Genomic DNA, 24,355 nt, shown 5'->3' on the forward strand with positions numbered 1-24,355 from the left:
GGCCGGGGCAGAAGGGGTAGTAGGCGCATGAAGGGCACCGTCGGCGAGCTGGGGGAGTTCGGGCTCATCCGAGAGCTGACCTCGCGGCTCACCACCACCCCGGCCGTACGCATCGGCCCCGGGGACGACGCCGCGGTGATCGCCGCGCCGGACCGCCGGGTCGTCGCCAGCACGGACGTCCTGCTGGAGAACAGGCACTTCCGGCGCGACTGGTCCACGGCGTACGACGTCGGCCGCAAGGCCGCCGCGCAGAACCTGGCCGACATCGCGGCGATGGGCGCCGTCCCCACCGCCCTGCTGCTCGGCCTCGTCGTGCCCGCCGAACTGCCCGCGTCCTGGCCGTCCGAGCTGATGGACGGCTTGCGCGACGAGTGCCAGGTGGCCGGCGCCGCCGTGGTCGGCGGCGACGTCGTCCGCGGCGACACCATCACCATCGCCATCACCGCGCTCGGCGATCTGCGCAACCACGAGCCCGTCACCCGGGCCGGCGCCCGCCCCGGCGACGTCGTGGCCGTGACCGGCTGGCTCGGCTGGTCCGCGGCCGGCTACGCCGTGCTCTCCCGCGGCTTCCGCTCCCCGCGCGCCTTCGTCGAGGCGCACCGCCGCCCCGAACCGCCGTACCACGCCGGCCCCGCCGCGGCCGGTCTCGGCGCGACCGCCATGTGCGACGTCAGCGACGGGCTCATCGCCGACCTGGGCCATATCGCGGAGGCCAGCAAGGTCCGCATCGACATCGTGTCCGGGAAGGTGGACGTGCCCTCCCAGATGAACGACATCGGCCAGGCCGTCGGCGTCGACCCGCTCCAGTGGGTGCTGACCGGGGGAGAGGACCACGCGATCGTGGCGACCTTCCCCCGCGACGTGAAACTGCCCGCCCGCTGGAAGGTGATCGGCGAGGTGCTCAACCCCTCGGCCCTGCCCCAGGTCACCGTGGACGGTGCGCCCTGGACCAGCAAGGGCGGCTGGGACCACTTCGGGGACGACTTCCCCGGCGGGGAGATCGAGTCGTGACCGCCCCCGAGCCCGCCCGCGCCGCCGCGCCGGTGCGCGTGCTGACCGTCGCCGGGTCCGACTCCGGCGGCGGCGCCGGCATCCAGGCCGACCTGAAGACCATGCTCGCTCTCGGCACCCACGGCATGAGCGTCGTCACCGCCGTCACCGCGCAGAACTCCCTCGGCGTCCAAGGAGCGTGGGAGCTTCCCGCGGAGGCGGTGCGCGCCCAGTACCGCAGCGTCGTCGACGACATCGGCGTCCAGGCCGTCAAGACGGGGATGCTCGCCTCGCCCGAACTCGTCGAGTGCGTGGCCGAGCTGCTCGCGGGCACCGGGGCCCCGGTCGTGATCGACCCGGTCGGCGTCTCCAAGCACGGGGACTCGCTGCTGGCCGCGTCCGCGCTGGAGTCGGTGCGCACGAAACTGCTGCCCACCGCCACCGTCGCCACCCCGAACCTCGACGAGGTCGCCCAACTCACCGGCGTCCTCGTCGCGTCGGAGGACGACATGCGCCGCGCCGCCGCGGCCGTACTCGCCTACGGGCCCCGCTGGGTGGTCATCAAGGGGGGCCATCTGCGCTCCGCGGGGACGGGCGGGGCCGACGCCGTGGATCTGCTCACGGACGGGTCCGCGGAGCACTGGCTGCGCGCGCCGCGTCACGACAACCGTCACACCCACGGCACGGGGTGCACTCTGGCCTCCGCGATCGCGGCGCAGCTGGCGAAGGGGCAGTCGGTGCCCGAGGCCGTCCGGGCGGCCAAGGCGTACGTGACCGGGGCGATCGCCGCCGGGTTCGCCCTCGGCGGCGGGATCGGACCGGTGGATCACGGCTGGAGGTTCAGGCCGGCCGGAGGTGCGGACGCGCCGTAGTCTTTCGGCTTCGGCCGGATGCGGACAGAGAAAAAGAGCCGGCCCCCGAGGGGACCGGCTCTTTCAAGCAACCAGCGAGGTGGCCGCGCTACACGAGACGTCAGCGCGAGACCTTGCCGGCCTTGATGCACGAGGTGCAGACGTTGAGCCGCTTCGGCGTCCGACCGACCACTGCACGCACACGCTGGATGTTCGGGTTCCAGCGACGGGACGTACGGCGGTGCGAGTGCGAAATGTTGTTGCCGAAGCCCGGCCCCTTGCCGCAGACGTCGCAGTTGGCAGCCACGGGTCACTCCAAAGACTTCAGATGCACTTACGGTTGATCCCGGCATGCCGGAATCGGATCGGAGGATCTGAGTGGCGGTGCCAGGGGTGGCCCGACGGTTATCGGGCAACCGGAGCAGCATACAACGGCTGCTTCGGTACAACGAAACTACCATGGGTGCCCGGCCCCCCGTCCCGGCGCCCGGAGCGGGCCCCTTCCCCGGCGGTCCGCGGGCGGGGTCTACTCTGCGAGGCCAGTCCAGCCGCTCAAGGAGGCGCAGGTGCCGCAGGTCCTCGACGTCGCCGCGGTGCGCGCCTGGTGCTCACTGGCGCTGGAGGGGCTCGGCCGCGACCGCGCGGAGATCGACGCGATCAACGTGTATCCCGTCGCGGACGGAGACACCGGCACCAACCTCTACTTGACCGTCGAGTCCGCGCAGCAAGCCGTCGAGGCGGTCTTCGCGGGGCTCCAGGCCGGCCCCGAGCCCGCCGTTCCCGCCCTGCCGGAAGTGATGCGGGCGATGGCCCACGGCGCTCTCCTCGGCGCCCGCGGCAACTCCGGGACGATCCTCGCGCAACTCCTGCGGGGCATGGCGCAGGTCCTCGCCGACGCAGGCCACCGTGACGGGTCTCACGCGGGAGCGGACGCGTCTCATGGCGGAGCGGACGCGGACACCCTGCGGCTCGCGCTGGCCCGGGCCGCCGCGTCCGCGCGCGAAGCGGTCGCGCACCCCGTGGAAGGCACCGTCCTGACCGTCGCCACCGCCGCGGCGCAGGCCGCGGCCGCGGCCGACGGTGACTGCGCCGCCGTGGTCCGCGCCGCCTACGAAGGCGCGTGCGCCGCGCTCGACGCGACCCCTGGGCAGCTCGCGGTCCTGGGTCGCGCCGGGGTCGTGGACGCGGGCGGCCGGGGGCTCGTCGTGGTGCTCGGGGCGCTCAGCGAGGCCGTCTCCGGACGGGCCGCTCCCGCGCGGGCCCGGGGCGCGGCCCCCCACGCGCGCGTGGAGAGCCCGTCCGCGCTCGAATGCCCGGAGGAGCCCGACGCCGCCGGGCCCGCCTTCGAGGTCATCTACCTCCTCGAAGCCGAGGACGCGGCCGTGGCCCGGCTGCGCGGCCGGCTCGACGCCCTCGGGGACTCACTGGTCGTGGTGGGCGGCGACGGCCTGTGGAACGTCCATGTGCATGTGGACGACGCCGGAGCGGCCGTGGAGGCGGGCGTCGAGGCCGGCCGGCCGTACCGCATCCGCATCACGCACTTCGGCCTCGGTGACGCGCACACGGCCCGCTCCTCGGCGCCGCCGCGCGAGCCGGCCCAGCGGGCGGTCGTGGCGGTCGTGCCGGGCGACGGGCTCGCGGGCCTGTACGCGCAGGCGGGCGCGACGACCGTGCCCGACCGGCCCGGCGAACCGCCCGCCAGCGGCGAGCTGGTCGAGGCGATCCGGCGGGCCCACGCGCGTGAGGTGGTGCTGCTGCCGAACGACGCGGAGCTGCGGCACACCGCGGCCGCCGCGGCCGAGCAGGCCCGCTCCGAAGGCGTGCGGGTGGCGCTCATCCCGACCCGGTCCGCGGTGCAGGGCATCGCCGCCCTCGCCGTGCACGAGCCCGACCGGCGCTTCGACGAGGACGTCGTCGCGATGACCTCGGCCGCCGGGGCGACCCGGTACGCCGAACTGGCCGTCGCGGAGCGGCAGTCGTGGACGATGGCCGGCATCTGCCAGGCCGGTGACGTCCTCGGCCTCATCGACGGCGACGTGGCCGTCATCGGCGCCGAGGTCCCCGCCACCGCCCGCACCGTCCTCGACCGGATGCTCGCGGCCGGGGGCGAACTCGTCACCCTCGTCCTGGGCGACGAGATCCCGGACGAGGTCGCGGACGGCCTGGAGCGGCACGTCCGCGAGACCTATTTGGCCGTCGACACCCTGGTGTACCGGGGCGGACGAGGGGCGGCGCCGATGCTGATCGGCGTCGAGTAGCCGGCTGCCGAGCCGCGCCCGCAACGGGCGGACCTTCCGGGGATCTCGCGGGACCGGCGCGGGAATGTCAGTGGCGTGGTGTGCAATGGATCTCGTGCCCGTGCTCGAAGAACCGCTGAAGAAGGTGCTCGGCCCTCCCACCGCGAAGGTGATGGCCGAACATCTAGGCCTGCACACCGTCGGCGACCTGCTCCACCACTATCCACGCAGATACGCGGAGCGCGGGGAGCTCACCCGGCTCGCCGAACTGCCGCTCGACGAGCACGTCACGGTCGTCGCCCAGGTCGCGACCGCCCGCGTCCTGCGGTTCAACGGCGGCAGCGGGCAGCGCCTCGAAGTCACCATCACGGACGGCAGCGGCGAACTGCAGCTCGTCTTCTTCGGCCGCGGCATCCACAAGCCCCACAAGGACCTGCTGCCGGGCACCCGCGCGATGTTCGCCGGCAAGGTCGGGGTCTTCAACCGGAAGATGCAGCTGGCGCACCCCGCCTACCAGTTGCTCACCGCGGACTCCTCCGAAGAGGCCGCCGAGACCGTGGGCTCCTGGGCCGGCGCGCTCCTGCCGATCTACCCGGCCACCGCCAAGCTGGAGTCCTGGAAGCTCGCCAAGGCCGTCGACCTGGTACTGCCCAGCGCCCAGGAAGCCGTCGACCCGCTGCCCGAGTCGCTGCGCGAGGGGCGGGGACTCGTCCCGCTCACCGAGGCGCTGCTCAAGATCCACCGGCCGCACACCAAGGCCGACATCGCCGACGCGCGCGCCCGGCTCAAGTGGGACGAGGCGTTCGTCCTCCAGGTCGCTCTCGCCCGGCGCCGGTTCGCCGACACACAGCTGAGCGCGGCCCCGCGCGTGGCGAAGCCGGACGGACTGCTCACCGCCTTCGACGCGAAGCTGCCGTTCACCCTCACCGACGGCCAGCAGAAGGTATCCAAGGAGATCTTCGACGACCTGGCCACCGAGCACCCCATGCACCGGCTCCTCCAAGGCGAGGTCGGCTCCGGAAAGACGATGGTCGCGCTGCGCGCCATGCTCGCCGTCGTCGACGCGGGCGGGCAGGCCGCCATGCTCGCCCCCACCGAGGTCCTCGCCCAGCAGCACCACCGCTCGATCACCGAGATGATGGGCGAGCTGGCGCAGGGCGGCATGCTGGGCGGCGCCGAGCACTCCACCAAGGTCGTCCTGCTCACCGGCTCCATGGGCACCGCCGCGCGCAGGCAGGCGCTGCTCGACCTCGTCACCGGCGAGGCCGGCGTCGTCATCGGCACCCACGCGCTCATCGAGGACAAGGTGCACTTCCACGACCTGGGGCTGGTCGTGGTGGACGAGCAGCACCGGTTCGGCGTGGAGCAGCGGGACGCGCTGCGCTCCAAGGGCAAGCAGCCCCCGCACCTGCTGGTGATGACCGCGACACCGATCCCGCGCACGGTGGCCATGACCGTCTTCGGGGACCTGGAGACCTCGGTCCTCGACCAGCTCCCGGCCGGCCGCTCCCCGATCGCCAGCCATGTGGTGCCCGCCGCCGACAAGCCGCATTTCCTCGCGCGCGCATGGGAGCGCGTGCGGGAGGAAGTCGGCAAGGGGCACCAGGCGTACGTGGTCTGCCCGCGCATCGGCGACGACGAGGACGAGAAGCCCAAGAAGGGCGCCAAGAGCGCGGCCAAGAAGCAGTCCGCCGAGGACGAGGCGGAGAAGCGGCCCCCGCTCGCCGTGCTCGCCGTCGCCGAGGAGCTGGCGCACGGGCCGCTCCAGGGCATCAGGGTCGAGGTGCTGCACGGCCGGATGCACCCCGACGACAAGGACGCGGTGATGCGCCGCTTCGCCGCGGGCGAGACCGACGTCCTGGTGGCCACGACGGTCATCGAGGTCGGGGTGAACGTGCCGAACGCGACGGCCATGGTGATCATGGACGCCGACCGCTTCGGCGTCTCCCAGCTCCACCAGCTGCGCGGCCGCGTCGGCCGTGGCGCGGCGCCCGGTCTCTGCCTCCTGGTGACCGACATGCCCGAGGCGAGCCCCGCCCGCGCGCGCCTGGGCGCCGTCGCCGCCACGCTCGACGGGTTCGAGCTGTCCCGCATCGACCTGGAGCAGCGCCGGGAGGGCGACGTGCTCGGCCAGGCCCAGTCCGGCGTGCGGTCCTCGCTGCGGATGCTCGCCGTCATCGAGGACGAGGAGATCATCGCGGAGGCGCGGGAGGAGGCCACCAGAGTGGTCGCGGCCGACCCTGGGCTCGAGCGGCTGCCGGGCCTGCGCACCGCGCTCGACGCCCTCCTGGACGAGGAGCGCGAGCAGTACCTCGACAAGGGGTGACAAGGGGTGACCCGCACCGGCCACGGCAAGAGGCCCGTCCTTTGAGACACTGATCAGGACGGACCCCACCAGCACCACGGACGCGCGCGGGTGCGCCGCCGTGACCGTGCCGAGCACAGACCCGACCAAGCCGACGAGCCGACAAGGACCGAGATGACCCGCGTGATCGCCGGCCGCGCCGGCGGACGCCGCCTGGCGGTGCCGCCGGGCAACGGCACCCGCCCCACCTCCGACCGGGCGCGCGAAGGCCTCTTCTCCACCTGGCAGGCGCTGCTCGGCACGCTCGACGGCACCCGCGTCGCCGACCTGTACGCGGGCTCCGGCGCCGTCGGCCTCGAAGCGCTCTCGCGCGGCTCCGCGCACGCCCTGCTGGTCGAGGCCGACGCCCGCGCGGCCCGCACCGTCCGCGAGAACATCCGCGCCCTGGGACTGCCCGGCGCCGAGGCCCGGACCGGCAAGGCGGAACAGGTCGTGGCGGGAGCGCCCCCTGCCACCCCCTATGACCTGGTCTTTCTCGACCCCCCGTACGCCGTGTCGGACGACGATCTTCGAGAGATCCTGCTCACACTCCGCACTCAGGGCTGGCTCACGGACGACGCGCTCGTCACCGTGGAACGCAGCACCAGAGGCGGCGATTTCCGGTGGCCCGACGGTTTCGAGGGACTGCGGTCCCGTCGCTACGGCGAGGGCACGTTTTGGTACGGTCGCGCCGCCCTGAACACCACCCTCACGTGCGACGACGCACGATGACCGGACCGGAGAGCGAGGGACTTCCCGTGCGCCGCGCAGTCTGTCCCGGGTCGTTCGACCCCATCACCAACGGCCACCTCGACATCATCGCCCGAGCCTCCAAGCTGTACGACGTCGTGCACGTCGCGGTGATGATCAATCAGTCCAAGCAGGGCCTGTTCACGGTCGACGAGCGGATCGAGCTGATCCGCGAGGTCACCGCCGAATTCGGCAACGTGGAGGTGGAGTCCTTCCACGGCCTCCTCGTCGACTTCTGCAAGCAGCGCGACATCCCGGCCATCGTGAAGGGCCTGCGCGCCGTCAGCGACTTCGACTACGAGCTGCAGATGGCGCAGATGAACATCGGCCTCTCGGGCGTCGAGACCCTCTTCGTCCCCACCAACCCCACCTACAGCTTCCTGTCCTCCTCACTGGTCAAGGAGGTGGCGGCCTGGGGCGGTGACGTATCGCACCTGGTCCCGCCGCGGGTGCACGGGGCACTGACCGAGCGCCTCCCCAAGAAGTGACACCCACCCGCCAGTTGGGCTTACAGTCGTCCCGTCCGTCTCCACACCCCCTGTCAGCCCAGTGACGACAGAGACAAGACGAGAGAGTGGCGAGCACACGGTGGACGTGCAGAAGAAGCTCGACGAGATCGTCGCCGCGGTCGGCAGCGCCCGGTCCATGCCCATGTCGGCCTCGTGCGTGGTCAACCGCGCCGATCTGCTCGCCATGCTCGAAGAGGTGCGCCAGGCGCTGCCCGGCTCCCTCGCCCAGGCCCAGGAGCTCATCGGCGGCCGCGAACAGATGGTCGAACAGGCCCGTGCGGAGGCCGACCGGATCATCGAGACGGCCCACGCCGAGCGCGGCTCGCTGATCTCCGACACCGAGATCGCCCGCCGCTCACAGAACGAGGCGGAGCGGATCCTCGCCGAGGCCCGCCAGGAGGCCGAGGAGGTCCGCGCGGAGGCCGACGACTACGTCGACTCCAAACTGGCCAACTTCGAGGTCGTGCTCACCAAGACCCTCGGCTCCGTCGGCCGCGGCCGCGAGAAGCTCCTCGGCACCGGCCCCGGCGCGGACGAGCAGGGGTACGTGGATCCCGAACTGGACGACGCCCCCGAGCGCAGCCACGACCCGGAGACCCTGCGCCGCGACGCCGACGCGTACGTGGACACCAAGCTGGGCGCGTTCGAGGCGGTCCTCGCCAAGACGCTGGACGCCGTCGGCAAGGGCCGGCAGAAGCTGCACGGCCGGATCGCCAGCGACGACCTGGGCGCGCTGTCCATGGACCCCGACGGCGGCTCCCAGGCGCACACCAGCGACGCCGACTACCTGGCAGGACTCGCCGACACCGGCGGCCAGGACCCGAGCCGCGCGCAGCCCCAGGAGCAGCAGCCCGAGCCCGCCGCGATGCCGCAGATCCCGGCCCAGCAGCCCGTCGCCGCCTACGCGGACCAGCAGGACCCGTACGGGTACCAGCAGCAGGGATACGGCCAGCAGGACCCGTACGCCGCGTACCAGCAGCAGGACCCGTACGGATACCAGCAGCAGGATCCGTACGCGGCGTACCAGCAGCAGGACCCGTACGGGTACCAGCAGCAGCACCAGGACCAGCAGCACCACGATCCGCAGCAGGAACAGGCCGGAGCGCTCGACGAGACCAGTCTCTTCGACACGAGCATGATCAGTCTGGAGCAGATGCGCCAGTACGAGCAGGGCCGCTGACGCCCTGCTCACGGGGGCACCGGGAGCGGATTGGGCCGTGGGCGAAAGGTCCAGTACCCTGGTTCTTCGGTCGCGCGTACACGTGTGATCTCAAGCTGCCCGGAAATCTTGCGGTGGCGATCCCCATGAGTTTCGAAGATCGAAAGCAGGAACGGCCCTGAGTACTCGCCTCGACCACCGCAACCCACTTGTGTTCGATACGCACGAGCTGGGCCGGCGTCCTGGTGCCATGCAGCGGTTGTCCCGCACGATCGACGCTCCCGCGGATCTGGGTATCCAGGGAGTCATCGGAGTGCCGGAAGGCGCCCCGGTGGAGCTCGAGCTCCGACTGGAGTCGGTCATGGAAGGGGTGCTTGTCACAGGCACCGCCCGTGCACTGGCGAAGGGGGAGTGCGTAAGGTGTCTCGAGCCGATCGGTCTTGAGGCCGATGCGGACTTCCAGGAGATGTTCTCGTACCCTGACGCCGACGACCGGGGCCGTGTCCGCACGGAGCCGGCCGACGACGCCGGGGAATCCCCAGAGGACGAGGACAGGCTCTTTCTCGAGGACGGCTTGTTCGACCTCGAACCCGTGCTGCGTGATGCGGTGGTGCTCGCACTGCCGATGCAGCCGGTGTGCCAGGACGACTGCGAGGGACTGTGCTCCGAGTGCGGAGTACGGCTCGCGGACGAACCGGGACATCATCACGACGCCGTCGACATCCGTTGGGCGGCTTTGCAGGGACTCGCTGGATCCATCCAGGACGGCGAGAAGGACGAGATGAGCGGCGCCGAAGCGCAAGCGGGCGTCGACGAGAAGCAGGAGAAGTAGCCGTGGCTGTTCCGAAGCGGAAGATGTCGCGCAGCAACACGCGCCACCGCCGGTCGCAGTGGAAGGCTGCGGTCCCCACCCTGGTTTCGTGTGAGCGTTGCCAGGAGCCCAAGCTGCAGCACATCGCGTGCCCCGCTTGTGGCACCTACAACAAGCGCCAGGTTCTCGAGGTCTGAGCGGCTGGTGAGAGGCACAGTGGCTAGCCATAAACCGGCGGATGACGCCAAGAAAAAGGCCGACACCACAGCCTCGTCCCACACGCTTCTGGAAGGGCGGCTCGGGTACAAGCTCGAGTCCGCCCTTCTGGTGCGTGCGCTGACGCATCGCTCGTACGCGTACGAGAACGGCGGACTGCCCACGAACGAGCGGCTGGAGTTCCTCGGGGACTCCGTGCTCGGTCTCGTGGTCACCGACACGCTCTACCGCACCCACCCCGACCTGCCCGAAGGCCAGCTGGCCAAGTTGCGGGCCGCGGTGGTCAATTCGCGTGCACTGGCGGAGGTCAGCCGCGGGCTCGACCTGGGCTCCTTCATCCGGCTCGGCCGGGGCGAGGAAGGCACGGGCGGCCGGGACAAGGCGTCGATTCTGGCCGACACCCTGGAAGCGGTGATCGGCGCGGTCTATCTGGACCAGGGGCTGGATGTGGCCGGTGAGCTGGTACACCGGTTGTTCGACCCGCTGATCGAGAAGTCCTCGAACCTCGGAGCTGGCCTGGACTGGAAGACCAGTCTCCAGGAGCTCACGGCGACCGAAGGGCTCGGTGTCCCCGAGTACCTGGTCACCGAGACCGGCCCCGATCACGAGAAGACCTTCACTGCTGCCGCCCGCGTCGGAGGCGTCTCGTACGGCACCGGCACCGGCCGCAGCAAGAAGGAAGCGGAGCAGCAGGCCGCAGAGTCCGCGTGGCGTGCGATTCGCGCCGCCGCGGACGAGCGGGCCGAGGCGACGGCTTCGGCCGTGGCCGCCGACCCCGCGGTGGCCGACACCGCGCCCGGCGTCTGATCGCTGCGCTTCCTGCGCCCGCCCCCGCACGGTTCCGACCGGTGGGGGCGGGCGTTTTTTTGCGGGCCGGCCCCGGCGTCGTGTTGTATGTGCGGCCTGGTGGGGGCTGGTCGCGCAGTTCCCCGCGCCCCCTGCGGGGCACGATTCGCCCCAGTCCCTTTCCGGAGGTTCCTGTGCCAGAGTTGCCCGAGGTCGAGGTCGTCCGGCGCGGGCTCGCCCGCTGGGTGGCGCACCGGACCGTCGCCGACGCCGAGGTCCTGCACCCCCGCTCCGTCCGCCGCCACCTCGCGGGCGGCGACGACTTCGCGGCCCGCCTGCGGGGCCAGCGGATCGGGGAGCCGAGTCGTCGCGGCAAGTACCTGTGGCTCCCGCTGGAGACGGCGCACATGTCCGTGCTCGCGCACCTCGGCATGAGCGGCCAGCTCCTGGTCCAGCCGCAGGCCGCCCCGGACGAGAAGCACCTGCGCATCCGCGTGCGGTTCGCGGACGACCTCGCCACCGAACTCCGCTTCGTCGACCAGCGCACCTTCGGCGGCCTGTCGCTGCACGAGACCGCCGCGCACAGTGCGGACGGGCTGCCCGACGTCATCGCGCACATCGCCCGCGACCCGCTGGATCCGCTCTTCGACGACGCCGCCTTCCACGAGGCGCTGCGCCGCAAGCGCACCACCATCAAGCGCGCCCTGCTCGACCAGTCACTCATCAGCGGCGTCGGCAACATCTACGCGGACGAGGCGCTCTGGCGCGCGCGGCTGCACTACGAGCGCCCCACCGCCGGGCTCACGCGCCCGCGCACCACCGAACTCCTGGGACACGTGCGGGACGTGATGAACGCGGCGCTCGCGGTGGGCGGCACGAGCTTCGACTCGCTCTACGTGAACGTGAACGGGGAGTCGGGCTACTTCGACCGGTCCCTGGACGCGTACGGGCGCGAGGGCGAACCGTGCCGGCGGTGCGCGACGCCGATGCGGCGCCGGGCCTGGATGAACCGGTCGAGCTACTTCTGCCCGCGCTGTCAGCGGGCCCCGCGCGCCGCGTCGTAGCGCTCGCGCGCGACCAGGACCTCGTCCATCCGTCCCTCCAGGAGGTGGATGAGGGCCAGCAGCCGCCCGGTCACGTCCCGGCCGAGGGGCGTCAGCTCGTAGTCCACGCGCGGCGGGTTCGTGGGCTGCGCCTCGCGGTGGACCAGGCCGTCGCGCTCCAGCGCGTGCAGGGTCTGCGAGAGCATCTTCTCGCTCACCCCGTCCACCCGGCGGCGCAGTTCGTTGAAGCGGAGCGAGCCCTCGGACAGCGCCCCGAGCGTGAGCGCGCCCCAGCGGCCCGTGACGTGCTCCAGCGTGCCGCGCGAGGGGCACGCCTTGGAGAAGACGTCGAAGGCGAGACCGGTGCTGTCCATACGCCGAGGGTACTCCGGCACAGCGCACTCCAGCGGGTGGCGCTGCCCAGGGGAGAGCGCTCGCTCAGGACGCGGCGGCGCCGGTTCTCAGAAGCCGAAGTCCTGCGTCCACCACGGGCCGCCCGAGCCGAAGTGCACGCCGACCCCGAGGGTCTTGTAGTCGCAGTTGAGGATGTTCGCCTTGTGGCCGGGGCTGTTCATCCACGCCTCCATCACGGACTGGGCGGTGGCCTGGCCGCGGGCGATGTTCTCGCCGCCGAGATTGCTGATGCCGGCCTTCTCGGCGCGGTCCCAGGGGGTCGCGCCGTCCGGGTCCGTGTGGTCGAAGAAGCCCCGCGCGGCCATGTCCTCGCTGAACGTGGTCGCCAGCGCCGCGAGGTCGCCGTCGGCGGTCACGGGGGAGCAGCCCACCTTGGCCCGCTCCTGGTTGACGAGGTTCACCACCTGAGCCGCGGTCGTGCTTGCGGAGGAGGCCGGCGCCGTGGTGCGAGGCGCCCGCGTCTTCTGGGGAGCCGCGGTCGAGGGGCTCGCGCTCTTCTTCTGCGAGGCGTCGGCGCCGGCGGCGGTCGTGGACGGCGCCGGCTTCTTGGAGGGAGCGGCGGACGGACTGCCTGCCGCGGACTTCGAGGGCGAGACGGACGGTGCGGCGCGCTCGGTGGTGCGGCTCGCGGCCGACGGGGCGCGCTCGTCGACCGTGCCGCCCTGCGCCGCCACGGAGGGAGAACCGGCGGCCTGCACCGTGTTCCCGTCGTGGTCGCCGCCGAACTTATAGGTGTCGGCCCCCGGTATGAGCCCGGAGGCCACCGCGACCGCGCCCATGGCGACGGCGGCGGAGACACCGATCAGCCCGGTACGGACGGGGACACCGCCGCGCTTCTTGCGCCGATGGGAACGGCCGTGCGGCTCCTGACCCGCGCCCCCGGCCGAGGATATGGACCCGTACACGGCCGTCACGGTCGCGTCGTCGTCCAGGAAGGCCGAGAGGTCCGGGAAGGGAGTGGAGTCCGGGGCCTCCGAGCTACCGGGGGAGCCCGGAGCGTGCGCGCCGTACGGGGCGTAGGGCTCAGAGGAGGCGTACGGGGTGGAGGGGCCGTGTGACGCGCGGGGGTCGTACGAGGCGGATGTGGCGTACGGGTCGTAGTCGTACGAGTCGTACGGCCTCTGCGCGGAGTGGGCGCGCGCGGAGTCGTCGGCCGGCTCGGCGGCGTACTGGTGCCGGTCGCCCGACAGGTACGACGCCGGGTACGCGTCCGCCCGCCCCGCGCTGTACGTCCCCTGGTACGCCCCCGGGACGTCGTACGGCCCGGGAGAGCGGCTCTCCGGGGTGTCCGTGGCGCGGCCGGCGTCGGAGCGTCGGTGGCGTCCCATGTATGGCCTTCCTCGTCCTCGCGGTCGTCCCATGCGACTCACCCGTACGGGTGAGGCTCAGTTGGTGGGCGACGGTACCGCAAGGCGCATGGGGGCGAAGTGCTTCGTGTGCGATCGGCCGGTTAGCGTGCACGCATGAACGAAGACGTGCGGCTGACCGCGTGGGTGCGGGGACGCGTCCAACGTGTGGGTTTTCGGTGGTTCACGCGTGCGCGAGCCATGGAGATCGGCGGCCTGTGTGGTTTTGCTCTCAATCTGGAGGACGGCCGCGTCCAGGTGGTCGCCGAGGGGCCTGAGCCGGCGTGCCGGCAACTCCTCGACTGGCTCCATGGCGACGACACACCCGGGCGCGTCGACGGAGTGACGGAGATCTGGGACACACCCCGGGGCGGCTACGAGGGGTTCGCCATCCGCTGAACCATCGGCGCAGGCGAGGCCGGGTGAGCCGGCCCAGCGGCGCCGCGGGCCACCGCTCCGGGCAAGAACGCCCTGGTGGTTGCCAAGACGCGGCTCTCATGGCAGGCTCCCCGGAAACGGAAGATCACCACACCCCCAGGGCCCCGAAGGTCAGGCCGCACCGGTCGATACACGGTGCGAAGCCCCCGGGTCGCCCGCCAATACGGGGCGTGATCGTGTTGACCGTCAAACTTTTTGGTGAGACTCTGGAATCCCCGCGCACCTTAGCTGTTTGGCATGGAGGAACAGCACCACAGCACGACGAGTGCCAAGCACCGCGGGTGCGATTCCCATACGACCCACACCGCTTCGGTCGGTCACTCAGTGTGGAGGACCCTTCATCATGGCAAAGGCGCTTCTCGGTTACGTCGGCGGCAGCGACCCGCGACTCCTCGCCGAGATGCGACGGCTCCAGCAGCGCGTTCAGGACCTCGAATCCGAGCTTGGTCGGATCCAGGCCGAGAACGACACGCTCGCGGCTGCCGCTTCTCGCGACTCTCTCATGGAGAGCATCGACGTACCCCAGGCGGAGCCGGCGCTCACCTGATCACGCCCAGCGACGCGCGTGAGCAGGCTGCTCGTACAGCCGCTTGACTGAAAACGCAAGGGACGCTTCGGCGTCCCTTCTTTCATGCTTCCTCGGTCCCCTCCGCGCTCCCCCGCAGAGCCTTTGTGCCGCAGCGCCGCCTCACCGTCTGATGTGCCCTGCGCCTTCTCCGGCGAAACCGTGGGTTCATGGAGTGAGACAGGGGTGCCCGGTAGAGTCCGACGGCGTGCACCTCAAGGCTCTGACCCTGCGCGGGTTCAAATCGTTCGCCTCCGCCACCACGCTGCGGTTCGAGCCGGGCATCACCTGCGTCGTGGGGCCCAACGGGTCGGGCAAGTCCAATGTCGTGGACGCCCTGAGCTGGGTCATGGGCGAACAGGGAGCCAAGTCGCTGCGCGGCGGCAAGATGGAGGACGTCATCTTCGCCGGCACCACCGGGCGTGCCCCGCTGGGCCGTGCCGAGGTGTCGCTCACCATCGACAACTCCGACGGCGCGCTGCCCATCGAGTACGCCGAGGTCACCATCGCGCGGATCATGTTCCGCAACGGCGGCAGCGAGTACCAGATCAACGGCGACACCTGCCGGCTGCTCGACATCCAGGACCTGCTGTCCGACTCCGGCATCGGCCGCGAGATGCACGTCATCGTCGGACAGGGCCAGCTCGACGGGGTCCTGCACGCCGACCCCATGGGCCGCCGCGCCTTCATCGAGGAGGCCGCGGGCGTCCTCAAGCACCGCAAGCGCAAGGAGAAGGCGCTGCGGAAGCTGGACGCGATGCAGGCCAACCTCGCGCGCGTGCAGGACCTGACCGACGAACTGCGCCGGCAGTTGAAGCCGCTGGGCCGCCAGGCAGCCGTCGCCCGCCGGGCCGCCGTCATCCAGGCCGACCTGCGCGACGCGCGGCTGCGGCTGCTCGCCGACGACCTCGTCCGGCTCCAGGAGGCGCTCAGCGCCGAGGTCGCCGACGAGGCCGAGCTGAAGCAGCGCAAGGAAGCGGCCGAGGAGGAGCTGAAGAAGGCGCTGCTGGCCGAGGGACGGCTGGAGGACCAGGTGCGGCAGCTGTCGCCCCGGCTGCAGCGGGCGCAGCAGAGCTGGTACGAGCTGTCGCAGCTGGCCGAGCGGGTGCGCGGCACGATCTCGCTGGCCGACGCCCGCGTCAAGAGCGCCACCTCCGCGCCGGTCGAGGAGCGGCGCGGCCGGGACCCCGAGGACCTGGAGCGCGAGGCCGCCCGGGTGCGGGAGCAGGAGGCCGAGCTGGCGGCGGCGCTCGAAGCCGCCCAGGTCGCCCTGGACGAGACGATCGCGCACCGCAGCGAACTGGAGCGCGAGCTGGCGGTCGAGGAGCGGCGCCTGCGGGACGTGGCCCGCGCCGTCGCCGACCGCAGGGAAGGCCTCGCCCGGCTCCAGGGCCAGGTCAACGCCGCGCGGTCGCGGGCCGGTTCCGCGCAGGCGGAGATCGACCGGCTCGCCGCCGCCCGGGACGAGGCGCGGCAGCGGGCCGTCGCCGCGCAGGAGGAGTACGAGCAGCTCCGGGCCGAGGTCGACGGGCTCGACGCCGGCGACGAAGAACTCACGACGCGACTCGAAGGTGCCAAGGCCGCGCTCGCCGGCGCCGAGTCCGCGCTCTCCGCGGCCCGGGAGGCGGCCACCTCCGCGGAGCGCAAGCGGGCCGCGGTCGCCGCGCGGCACGAGGCGCTCGCGCTCGGCCTGCGCCGCAAGGACGGCACGGGGGCGCTGCTGTCGGCGCGGGAGCGGCTGACCGGGGTCCTGGGGCCGGCCGCCGAGCTGCTGACGGTGGCGCCGGGGTTCGAGGTGCCGGTCGCCGCGGCGTTCGGCGCCGCCGCCGACGCGATCGCCGTGGCCACACCCGCCGCGGCCGCTGAGGCGATCCGGCTGCTGCGCAAGCAGGACGCGGGGCGCGCCGCGCTGCTCCTGGCCGGGGACCCGGGCGCGCCGTCCCCCGCCGAGCACCCGGCCGGGCCGCTCGCCGGGCAGACGCCCCCCACCGCCGCCGAACTGGTCCGCGGCCCCGCCGAGCTGATGCCCGCCGTGCGCCGGCTGCTGCACGGCATCGTGGTCGTGGGCACCCTGGAGGACGCCGAGGACCTGGTCTACGCGCGGCCCGAGCTGACCGCGGTGACCGCCGAAGGCGACCTGCTCGGGGCGCACTTCGCACAGGGCGGGTCCGCCGGGGCCCCGAGCCTGCTCGAAGTGCGGGCCTCCGTCGACCAGGCCGCCGCCGAACTCGAACAACTGGGCGCACAGTGTGAGGAGTTGGCCGAGGCGCAGCGCGCGGCGGCCGAGCGGCGCACCGAGTGCACCGGGCTCGTCGAGGAGCTGGGGCAGCGCCAGCGCGCCATCGAGCGGGAACGCTCGGGCCGCGCCCAGCAGCTCGGGCGGCTCGCCGGTCAGGCCCGCGGCGCCGCTGGGGAGGCCGAGCGCGGCGCCGCCGCCGCGGCCAAGGCGCAGGACGCGCTGGAGCAGGCGCTCCTGGACGTGGCGGAGCTGGCGGAACGGCTCGCGGTGGCCGAGGAGCAGACCCCTGACGGGGTGGGGGACGAGGAACCGGACACCTCGGTGCGGGACCGGCTCTCCGCGGACGGCGCCAACGCACGGCAGACGGAGATGGAGGCCCGGCTCCAGGTGCGTACGCACGAGGAGCGGGTGAAGGGGCTGGCGGGCCGGGCCGACTCGCTCGACCGGGCCGCCTGCGCCGAACGCGAGGCACGCGCGCGTGCCGAGCGCCTGCGCACCCGTCTGCGGTACGAGGCCGCGGTCGCCGGGGCGGTCGCGGCCGGCGCCCGCCAGCTCCTCGCCCACGTCGAGGTCTCCGTCACCCGGGCCGACCAGGAGCGGACCCTGGCGGAGCGGGCCAAGGCCGAACGGGAGCGGGAACTCGTCGCCGAGCGGGCCCGCGGCCGCGACCTCAAGGCCGAGCTCGACAAACTCACTGATTCAGTTCACCGAGGCGAGGTACTAGGAGCCGAGAAGCGGCTGCGGATCGAGCAGCTGGAGACCAAGGCGCTGGAGGAACTCGGTGTCGAGCCGGCCGGGCTTGTCGCGGACTACGGTCCGGCTCAGCCCGTGCCGCCCTCGCTCCCCGCCGAGGGCGAGGAGCTGCCGGAGGACCCGGAGCATCCGCGCAATCTGCCGCGGCCCTTCGTCCGTTCGGAGCAGGAGAAGCGGCTCAAGTCCGCGGAGCGCGCGTACCAGCAGCTCGGGAAGGTCAATCCACTGGCCCTGGAGGAGTTCGCGGCGTTGGAAGAGCGCCACAAGTTCCTCAGTGAGCAGCTGGAGGATCTGAAGAAGACCCGTATCGACCTCCTTCAGGTGGTGAAGGAGGTGGACGAGCGGGTCGAGCAGGTCTTCACCGAGGCATACCGCGACACGGCGCGCGAGTTCGAGGGCGTCTTCGGCCGCTTGTTCCCGGGCGGTGAGGGGCGGCTGATCCTGACCGATCCCGACAACATGCTCACCACGGGCGTGGACGTCGAGGCCCGGCCGCCGGGCAAGAAGGTCAAGCGGCTGAGCCTGCTCTCGGGCGGCGAGCGCTCGCTGACCGCGGTGGCCCTGCTGGTCTCCATCTTCAAGGCGCGGCCCAGTCCGTTCTACGTGATGGACGAGGTCGAGGCCGCTCTGGACGACACGAATCTGCAGCGCCTCATCCGCATCATGCAGGAGTTGCAGGAGGCCTCGCAGCTCATCGTGATCACGCACCAGAAGCGCACGATGGAGGTCGCCGACGCGCTGTACGGGGTCTCCATGCAGGGCGACGGGGTCTCGAAGGTGATCAGCCAGCGGCTGCGCTAGTCCGGTCGGTTCCCCGCGGCTCCTTGCCTTCATGTGATCTTCAAGTCTTGAACTCAACAATCCCTTCCATGCCGGAAAACTCACAGCAGACCAACTATTGACTTCGAAACTTGAAGGCATAGTCTCTGCAACGTTGCTTTTACCTTCAGGTGGTGGGCGGCGTGCAGTTGTGCGCCACTGGAAGGGCTCGCCCCCACCCCCGGCAGCGAGGCCGGTGGCCCGAGGAGTACACGTGACCAGCACTGAGGCACCTTCGCCAGGAGCCAGAAACGCCCAGCCCGATCACCTCGGGCACGTCATCTTCATCACGGCCGCGGCCGCGATGGGTGGCTTCCTGTTCGGCTACGACAGTTCCGTGATCAACGGCGCGACGGTCGCCATCCAGCACAGGTTCGACGTCAGCGCCGACACCCTGGGCTGGATCATCGCGTCCGCGCTGCTCGGCTGCGCCGTCGGCGCCGCCATCGCCGGACGCATCGCCGACCGCATCGGCCGCATCCGCTGCATGCAGATCGCCGCGCTCCTCTTCGCGATCAGCGCCGTCGGCTCCTCCCTGCCGTTCGCGGCCTGGGACCTGACGATGTGGCGCGTCATCGGTGGCCTCGGCATCGGCATGGCCTCGGTGATCGGCCCGGCCTACATCGCCGAGGTGGCCCCGCCCGCGTACCGCGGCCGGCTCGCCTCGTTCCAGCAGGCCGCCATCGTCATCGGCATCGCCGTCTCCCAGCTCGTCAACTGGGGCATCCTGAACATGGCCGACGGCGACCAGCGCGGCAAGCTGGGCGGCCTGGAGGCCTGGCAGTGGATGCTCGGCGTCATGGTCATCCCTGCCCTGCTCTACGGGCTGCTCTCCTTCGCGATCCCCGAGTCGCCGCGCTTCCTGATCTCCGTCGGCCGCCGCGAGCAGGCCAAGAAGGTCCTCGCCGAGGTGGAGGGCACCGGTGTCGACACCGACGCCCGTGTCGATGAGATCGAGCACGGCATCCGCCGTGAGCACAAGTCCTCCTTCAAGGACCTGCTCGGCGGCAAGTTCGGCTTCCTGCCGATCGTCTGGATCGGCATCTTCCTGTCGATCTTCCAGCAGCTCGTCGGCATCAACGTGATCTTCTACTACTCGAACCAGCTGTGGCAGTCCGTCGGCAAGGACCCCTCCAGCTCGTTCCTGTACTCGTTCGAGACGTCGATCGTGAACATCATCGGTACGGTCATCGCGATGGTCTTCGTCGACCGCATCGGCCGCAAGCCGCTCGCGATCATCGGTTCCACCGGTATGGCCGCCGCCCTGTTCACCGCCGCCTGGGCCTTCTCCTACCGGACCGGCACCGGCGACAACGTCTCGCTGCCGAACGCGCAGGGCCTGACCGCGATCATCGCCGCCAACGCCTTCGTCCTCTTCTTCGCCCTGTCCTGGGGCGTGGTGGTCTGGGTGCTGCTCGGCGAGATCTTCCCGAACCGGCTGCGCGCCGCGGCGCTCGGTGTGGCGGCCTCGGCCCAGTGGCTGGCCAACTTCGCCATCACCAAGACCTTCCCGAGCATGTCGGAGTGGAGCCTGAGCGGCTCGTACATCATCTACGGTGCCTTCGCCGCGATCTCCATCCCGTTCGTGCTGAAGTTCGTGAAGGAGACCAAGGGCAAGTCCCTGGAGGAGATGGGCTGACCCGCCCGCTCCCCGCGAGACCCGGGGAGATGGACCAAGTCCCCGCTGCCATCTCCCCGTACACGTCACCGCCCCGGCTCACTCCTTGAGCCGGGGCAGTACGTTTTCGCAGAACAGACGCAGGCTGCGCCACCCCTCGTCGAGCGGCATACCGCCCGACAGCGGATGCAGCACGTAGCTCTCACCGCCCAGCGCCACGCACTCCTCGGGCGTGAGGATGCGGTAGACGCCCTCGGCGCGCAGCTCCTCGACCGTGGTCGCCGCCGACTTCACGGCGGAGCGGATGTCCGCCGACTGCCAGGAGGCGTAGGTCCGCGCCTCGTGCAGGAAGTGCGCCCCGTGCTCGGCCCAGGCGCGGTCCGGGTCCTCCGACAGATGCAGCAGCGCGGTCGTCTCCGCGGGCATCATGGTCCAGCCCTCGGTCCCGTACTCGGCGAGCCGCTCCTTGTAGTACGCCTCAAGCCGCGGCAGATGCGCGCTCGGGAAGAACGGCAGGCCGAGCCGGGCCGCCCGGCCCGCGGCCGCCTGCGAGGAGCCGCCGACGAGCAGCAGCGGATGCGGCCGGGTGAACGGCCGGGGCGTGACGCGCACCTGCCGCCCGCGGAAGGTGAACTCCTCGCCGGACCAGGCCGTCAGCAGCGTCTCCAGCAGCTCGTCCTGGAGCCGGCCGCGCCGGGACCACTCCACGCCGAACTGCGCGTACTCCTGCGGCCGGTAACCGATCCCGGCCACCGTCACCAGCCGGCCGCCGCTCAGCAGGTCCAGGACGGCGATGTCCTCGGCGAGGCGCAGCGGGTCGTGCAGCGGTCCGATGATCGCGGAGACCGTGACGGCGATGCGGCGCGTGGCGCCGAAGACCGCGCCGGCGAAGGTGAACGGCGAGGGCAGCCAGTTGTCGGCGACACCGTGGTGCTCCTCCGTCTGCACGGTGTCGATGCCCCGGTCATCGGCGTACGCCGCCATCTCGACCGCCGCCCGGTAGCGGGCGCTGAGCGACTCCGGGGTGGCGGCGGGGTCGACCAGATTGAACCGTACGACGGAGACGGGCATCGAGAAGTCCCCCTTCACGCGGGCCGGGCTCGGTGAAGGGGGACGGTAGCTGACGGGGCGTCAGACGGCCAGGGGTGCGGGCTGCCGGCTCGCGTCCGCGGCCGTGGTGGTGTCCGCGGGCTTCGGCAGCGCCAGGTACAGCAGGCCGGAGACGACGATCGTGACGACCCAGCCGAGACCGTACTCACCGACGAAGTTGTTCGTGGCGAACGGCCCCGTGAACCAGTCGGACGTCGTGAACATCAGGCCCGCGACCAGGCCGACGGCCCAGGCGATGACGGCCGCGGGGGAGAAGCCGCCCCGGTACCAGTACGCGCTGGTGCGGCCCGTGTCGACGAGCGCCGCGGGGTCGTAGTGCGTGCGCGTGAACATGTCCGCGCCGAAGACGCCGACCCAGGCCGAGAAGGCGACGGCGAGCAGCGACAGGAAGGCGATGAATGAGCCCATGAAGCTCGTCGCCACCAGCATCAGGATGCCGCCGAAGATCAGCGAGATCACCGCGTTCACCGAGACGGCCCAGTGGCGCGGGATCTTGAAGCCGAGCGTCTGCGCGGTGAAGCCGGCCGAGTACATCGACATGGCGTTGATCAGCACCATGCCGACCAGCGCGATCAGCAGGTACGGCACCGCGATCCACATCGGCAGGATCTCGCCGAGGAAGGAGACCGGGTCGGCGGCCGAGGCCAGGTCGGGGGTGGAGACCGCCATGACGGCGCCCATCAGGACCATCGGCAGGACGACGATGCCGGCGCCGCCGACCGAGTTGCGCACGATCGCCGCGGAGGAGGCGGTGCGCGGCAGGTAGCGGGTGAAGTCGGGGGAGGACGGGATCCAGCTGACGCCGCCCGCGGCGATCATGCCGATGCCGGCGACCATCAGGGACGTCTGGCCCGCGGGCCGGCCGAAGACCTCCGACCAGTCGGTGTCGACGATCAGATAGATCAGCACCATGACCGAGAAGAGGCCGAAGAGATACGTCGCGTACTTGTTGCACTTCTGCACGACGTTGATACCGAGGCCCGAGATCGCGAACGTGGCGACCACGAAGCAGAGCAGGGTCACGATCACCAGGAAGTCGTTCTGCCGTACCCCGAAGACGATGTCCAGGACGGTCAGCACGGCGTACGCGCCGGTCACCGCGTTGATCGTCTCCCAGCCCCAGCGGGCCACCCAGATCAGCGAGCCGGGCAGCAGGTTGCCGCGCTGACCGAAGACCGCACGGGACAGCGCCATGCCGGGGGCGCCGCCGCGCTTGCCCGCGATACCGATGAGGCCCACGAGACCGTACGAGACCATCGGCGCCGCGATCGCGACGACCAGGGCCTGCCAGAAGTTGAGCTTGTACGCCACGACGAGGCTCGCGCCCATCGTCAGCAGCAGCACGCTGATGTTGGCCGCGACCCACGTCGGGAACAGCTCACGGGTCTTGGCGGTGCGCTCGGCATCGGGGACGGGCTCGATGCCGCGTGTCTCCAGGGCGCCTTCGGATGCGGCGGTCTTGCTCATGCGGTGGGGTTCCGTGCCTCTGTGGGGGTGGGGCGGAGTGAGGGATCGCGAGGGACTCTACGCGCGTTGATGCGACCTCTACCATCGTAGTTTAGTCCGAGTAATACCCTGCGGTGACGTTTGTCCTTTGGAGGATGCGACGAGAGCGGCGCCGCAGAGGCCCCATGGCTGATACTGGACGGGTTATGGACATCGTCATCCTTGCTGTAGTCATCGCCGTGGTCGTGATCGGCGCGCTCGGCGGGCTCGTGGTCGGCAGCCGCAAGAAGAAGCAGCTGCCGCCCCCGCCCCCCTCGGCGCCCGACATCACCGCCGCCCCGCCCACCGAGCCGCACGTCGGCGACGAGGCCGAGACGCCCCGCGACGAAGCGCGGCGCACGATCGAGGAGGTCGACCTCCCGGTCGCCGAACCGGCCACCGAACAGCCGCCGGCGGCTCCCGAGGTAGAGGTTCCCGAGCCGGCCGCGGGCCGCCTGGTGCGGCTGCGCACCCGGCTCTCCCGGTCACAGAACGCGCTGGGGAAGGGGTTGCTCACGCTCCTGTCCCGCGAGCACCTCGACGAGGACACCTGGGAGGAGATCGAGGACACGCTGCTCACCGCCGACGTCGGTGTGCAGCCCACCCAGGAGCTGGTCGAGCGGCTGCGTGAGCGCGTGCGGGTGCTCGGCACCCGCACGCCGGACGAACTGCGCGCACTGCTGCGCGAGGAGCTCCTCGCGCTGCTCGTCCCCGAGTTCGACCGGACCGTGAAGACGGACGGGAACATCGGTGGCGCCACCCCGGGCATCGTGATGGTCGTCGGGGTCAACGGCACGGGCAAGACCACCACCACCGGCAAGCTCGCGCGCGTGCTGGTCGCCGACGGCAAGAACGTCATGCTCGGCGCCGCCGACACCTTCCGCGCCGCCGCCGCCGACCAGCTGCAGACGTGGGGCGAGCGGGTCGGCGCGCGCACGGTGCGCGGCCCCGAGGGCGGCGACCCGGCGTCCATCGCCTTCGACGCCGTGAAGGAAGGCATCGCGGCGGGCGCGGACGTCGTGCTCATCGACACCGCGGGCCGGCTGCACACCAAGACCGGTCTGATGGACGAGCTGGGCAAGGTCAAGCGCGTCGTGGAGAAGCACGCCCCGCTCGACGAGGTGCTGCTGGTGCTCGACGCCACGACCGGGCAGAACGGGCTGGTGCAGGCCCGGGTCTTCGCCGAGGTCGTCGACATCACCGGCATCGTGCTGACCAAGCTCGACGGCACGGCCAAGGGTGGCATCGTCATCGCCGTCCAGCGCGAGCTGGGCGTGCCGGTGAAGCTCATCGGTCTCGGGGAAGGGGCGGACGACCTGGCGCCGTTCGAGCCCGAGGCGTTCGTGGATGCGCTGATCGGGGAGTAGCGGGTCCGGGGGTTCGCGGATGCGCTGATCGGCGAGTGGCTGGTCGGAGGCGTTCGTGGACGCGCTGGTCGGCGTGTGGCTGGTCCGGAGAGTTCATGGACGCGCTGATCGGCGTGTAGCGGTCCGGGGGTTCGTGGACGCGCTGACCGGCGGGTGCTGGTCCGGGGTGTTCGTGGACGGGCTGATCCGCGCGGAGCGGATCCGAGGTGTTCGTGGACGCCCTGACCGGCGAGTGGCTGGCCCGTGGTGTTCGTGGACGGACTGATCGGCGCGGAGCTGGTCCGAGGGGTTCGTGACGCGCTGATCGGCGCGGAGCGGATTCAAGGCGTTCGTGACGTGCTGATCGGCGTGGAGCGGGTCCGAGGTGTTCGCTGACGCGCTGGTCGGCGTGTGGCTGGTCCGGCGCAGCGGCGTCTCATGGATGCGGGGAGTGGGGGGGGGGGGGGGGGCCCCCCCCCCCCCCTACCCGGTCGGCCCCCGGGGGGGGGGGGGTTTGGGTGGGGCG

General features: G+C 71.5%; 22 protein-coding genes. 17 read left to right on the plus strand and 5 right to left on the minus strand.

From position 1 onward, the window contains the following. Window positions 1-27 precede the first annotated feature (27 nt). Both ABZY33_RS28460 and thiD read left to right on the plus strand, forming a co-directional pair. Window positions 28-1,011, plus strand: coding sequence for a thiamine-phosphate kinase (locus ABZY33_RS28460; protein WP_356494547.1), 984 nt, complete (start codon window positions 28-30; stop codon window positions 1,009-1,011). Next, window positions 1,008-1,862, plus strand: a complete 855-nt coding sequence (thiD, locus tag ABZY33_RS28465) for a bifunctional hydroxymethylpyrimidine kinase/phosphomethylpyrimidine kinase (RefSeq protein ID WP_356494548.1) — start codon at window positions 1,008-1,010, stop codon at window positions 1,860-1,862. Before ABZY33_RS28460 ends, thiD begins: the two co-directional genes overlap by 4 nt. Before the next feature lie 100 nt (window positions 1,863-1,962). Here thiD and rpmB read toward each other — a convergent pair whose 3' ends face one another. After that, window positions 1,963-2,148 (minus strand): 50S ribosomal protein L28, encoded by a 186-nt coding sequence (rpmB, locus tag ABZY33_RS28470; RefSeq protein WP_003957616.1) that lies wholly within the window; start codon window positions 2,146-2,148, stop codon window positions 1,963-1,965. Between the two features lie 259 nt (window positions 2,149-2,407). Between rpmB and ABZY33_RS28475 the strand changes: the two genes are divergently transcribed. The 9 genes from ABZY33_RS28475 to mutM all read left to right on the plus strand — a co-directional run bounded on the left by ABZY33_RS28475 (window position 2,408) and on the right by mutM (window position 11,717). Next, entirely contained in the window at window positions 2,408-4,099 is a 1,692-nt protein-coding gene (locus ABZY33_RS28475; RefSeq protein WP_356494549.1) for a DAK2 domain-containing protein, read from the plus strand. 85 nt (window positions 4,100-4,184) lie between these two features. Continuing rightward, window positions 4,185-6,404, plus strand: coding sequence for an ATP-dependent DNA helicase RecG (recG, locus tag ABZY33_RS28480; protein WP_356494550.1), 2,220 nt, complete (start codon window positions 4,185-4,187; stop codon window positions 6,402-6,404). Window positions 6,405-6,557: 153 nt separating this feature from the next. Continuing rightward, window positions 6,558-7,154 (plus strand): 16S rRNA (guanine(966)-N(2))-methyltransferase RsmD, encoded by a 597-nt coding sequence (rsmD, locus tag ABZY33_RS28485; RefSeq protein WP_356494551.1) that lies wholly within the window; start codon window positions 6,558-6,560, stop codon window positions 7,152-7,154. Between the two features lie 26 nt (window positions 7,155-7,180). Further along, the gene (gene coaD, locus ABZY33_RS28490; RefSeq protein WP_356494552.1) at window positions 7,181-7,660 is read left to right on the plus strand and encodes a pantetheine-phosphate adenylyltransferase; all 480 of its coding nucleotides are present in this window, start codon (window positions 7,181-7,183) and stop codon (window positions 7,658-7,660) included. A 100-nt stretch (window positions 7,661-7,760) separates the two neighbouring features. Beyond that, the gene (locus ABZY33_RS28495; protein WP_356494566.1) at window positions 7,761-8,861 is read left to right on the plus strand and encodes an ATP synthase F0 subunit B; all 1,101 of its coding nucleotides are present in this window, start codon (window positions 7,761-7,763) and stop codon (window positions 8,859-8,861) included. A 157-nt stretch (window positions 8,862-9,018) separates the two neighbouring features. Continuing rightward, window positions 9,019-9,672, plus strand: a complete 654-nt coding sequence (locus ABZY33_RS28500; protein WP_356494567.1) for a DUF177 domain-containing protein — start codon at window positions 9,019-9,021, stop codon at window positions 9,670-9,672. A 2-nt stretch (window positions 9,673-9,674) separates the two neighbouring features. Then, window positions 9,675-9,848, plus strand: a complete 174-nt coding sequence (gene rpmF / locus ABZY33_RS28505; RefSeq protein ID WP_030361955.1) for a 50S ribosomal protein L32 — start codon at window positions 9,675-9,677, stop codon at window positions 9,846-9,848. A gap of 7 nt (window positions 9,849-9,855) precedes the next feature. Then, complete coding sequence (rnc, locus tag ABZY33_RS28510; protein WP_356494553.1) at window positions 9,856-10,674, plus strand: ribonuclease III; 819 nt, start codon at window positions 9,856-9,858, stop codon at window positions 10,672-10,674. A 173-nt stretch (window positions 10,675-10,847) separates the two neighbouring features. Further along, entirely contained in the window at window positions 10,848-11,717 is an 870-nt protein-coding gene (gene mutM / locus ABZY33_RS28515) for a bifunctional DNA-formamidopyrimidine glycosylase/DNA-(apurinic or apyrimidinic site) lyase (protein ID WP_356494554.1), read from the plus strand. Here the strand turns inward: mutM and ABZY33_RS28520 are convergent. Both ABZY33_RS28520 and ABZY33_RS28525 read right to left on the minus strand, forming a co-directional pair. Continuing rightward, window positions 11,690-12,070: a helix-turn-helix domain-containing protein gene (locus tag ABZY33_RS28520; protein ID WP_356494555.1), complete on the minus strand. Its 381-nt coding sequence runs from the start codon at window positions 12,068-12,070 to the stop codon at window positions 11,690-11,692. The two genes, mutM and ABZY33_RS28520, sit on opposite strands and share 28 nt — an antisense overlap. Window positions 12,071-12,157: 87 nt before the next feature. Further along, on the minus strand, window positions 12,158-13,438 hold the full coding sequence (locus ABZY33_RS28525; protein ID WP_356494556.1) for a CAP domain-containing protein: 1,281 nt from the start codon (window positions 13,436-13,438) through the stop codon (window positions 12,158-12,160). A 135-nt stretch (window positions 13,439-13,573) separates the two neighbouring features. Between ABZY33_RS28525 and ABZY33_RS28530 the strand changes: the two genes are divergently transcribed. The 4 genes from ABZY33_RS28530 to ABZY33_RS28545 all read left to right on the plus strand — a co-directional run bounded on the left by ABZY33_RS28530 (window position 13,574) and on the right by ABZY33_RS28545 (window position 19,909). Then, window positions 13,574-13,855 (plus strand): acylphosphatase, encoded by a 282-nt coding sequence (locus ABZY33_RS28530; RefSeq protein WP_356494557.1) that lies wholly within the window; start codon window positions 13,574-13,576, stop codon window positions 13,853-13,855. 382 nt (window positions 13,856-14,237) lie between these two features. After that, complete coding sequence (locus ABZY33_RS28535) at window positions 14,238-14,441, plus strand: hypothetical protein (RefSeq protein ID WP_356494558.1); 204 nt, start codon at window positions 14,238-14,240, stop codon at window positions 14,439-14,441. A 226-nt stretch (window positions 14,442-14,667) separates the two neighbouring features. Further along, window positions 14,668-18,252 (plus strand): chromosome segregation protein SMC, encoded by a 3,585-nt coding sequence (gene smc / locus ABZY33_RS28540; protein ID WP_356494559.1) that lies wholly within the window; start codon window positions 14,668-14,670, stop codon window positions 18,250-18,252. A gap of 232 nt (window positions 18,253-18,484) precedes the next feature. Then, window positions 18,485-19,909, plus strand: coding sequence for a sugar porter family MFS transporter (locus ABZY33_RS28545; RefSeq protein WP_356494560.1), 1,425 nt, complete (start codon window positions 18,485-18,487; stop codon window positions 19,907-19,909). Between the two features lie 78 nt (window positions 19,910-19,987). Here ABZY33_RS28545 and ABZY33_RS28550 read toward each other — a convergent pair whose 3' ends face one another. Together ABZY33_RS28550 and ABZY33_RS28555 are read right to left on the minus strand one after the other, a co-directional pair. Then, on the minus strand, window positions 19,988-20,959 hold the full coding sequence (locus ABZY33_RS28550; RefSeq protein WP_356494561.1) for an LLM class flavin-dependent oxidoreductase: 972 nt from the start codon (window positions 20,957-20,959) through the stop codon (window positions 19,988-19,990). 60 nt (window positions 20,960-21,019) lie between these two features. Next, window positions 21,020-22,465 carry a cytosine permease gene (locus ABZY33_RS28555; protein ID WP_356494562.1) on the minus strand — a complete coding sequence of 482 codons (1,446 nt, stop codon included), beginning with the start codon at window positions 22,463-22,465 and terminating at the stop codon, window positions 21,020-21,022. A 185-nt stretch (window positions 22,466-22,650) separates the two neighbouring features. Between ABZY33_RS28555 and ftsY the strand changes: the two genes are divergently transcribed. Together ftsY and ABZY33_RS28565 are read left to right on the plus strand one after the other, a co-directional pair. Continuing rightward, window positions 22,651-23,850 (plus strand): signal recognition particle-docking protein FtsY, encoded by a 1,200-nt coding sequence (gene ftsY / locus ABZY33_RS28560; RefSeq protein ID WP_356494563.1) that lies wholly within the window; start codon window positions 22,651-22,653, stop codon window positions 23,848-23,850. Window positions 23,851-24,093: 243 nt separating this feature from the next. Beyond that, window positions 24,094-24,225 (plus strand): hypothetical protein, encoded by a 132-nt coding sequence (locus ABZY33_RS28565; protein ID WP_356494564.1) that lies wholly within the window; start codon window positions 24,094-24,096, stop codon window positions 24,223-24,225. Window positions 24,226-24,355 lie beyond the last annotated feature (130 nt).

Source organism: Streptomyces sp. NPDC006552, assembly GCF_040611655.1.
In the GTDB taxonomy this organism is placed as follows: domain Bacteria; phylum Actinomycetota; class Actinomycetes; order Streptomycetales; family Streptomycetaceae; genus Streptomyces.

Excerpts from the sequence above, each read along its gene's own strand:
- ABZY33_RS28460 (WP_356494547.1), top strand. The coding sequence starts at position 28 with ATGAAGGGCACCGTCGGCGAGCTGGGGGAGTTCGGGCTCATCCGAGAG.
- ABZY33_RS28525 (WP_356494556.1), bottom strand. The coding sequence starts at position 13,438 with ATGGGACGCCACCGACGCTCCGACGCCGGCCGCGCCACGGACACCCCG.
- ABZY33_RS28550 (WP_356494561.1), bottom strand. The coding sequence starts at position 20,959 with ATGCCCGTCTCCGTCGTACGGTTCAATCTGGTCGACCCCGCCGCCACC.
- recG (WP_356494550.1), top strand. The coding sequence starts at position 4,185 with ATGGATCTCGTGCCCGTGCTCGAAGAACCGCTGAAGAAGGTGCTCGGC.
- rsmD (WP_356494551.1), top strand. The coding sequence starts at position 6,558 with ATGACCCGCGTGATCGCCGGCCGCGCCGGCGGACGCCGCCTGGCGGTG.
- ABZY33_RS28535 (WP_356494558.1), top strand. The coding sequence starts at position 14,238 with ATGGCAAAGGCGCTTCTCGGTTACGTCGGCGGCAGCGACCCGCGACTC.
- ABZY33_RS28530 (WP_356494557.1), top strand. The coding sequence starts at position 13,574 with ATGAACGAAGACGTGCGGCTGACCGCGTGGGTGCGGGGACGCGTCCAA.
- ftsY (WP_356494563.1), top strand. The coding sequence starts at position 22,651 with ATGGACATCGTCATCCTTGCTGTAGTCATCGCCGTGGTCGTGATCGGC.
- ABZY33_RS28520 (WP_356494555.1), bottom strand. The coding sequence starts at position 12,070 with ATGGACAGCACCGGTCTCGCCTTCGACGTCTTCTCCAAGGCGTGCCCC.
- ABZY33_RS28555 (WP_356494562.1), bottom strand. The coding sequence starts at position 22,465 with ATGAGCAAGACCGCCGCATCCGAAGGCGCCCTGGAGACACGCGGCATC.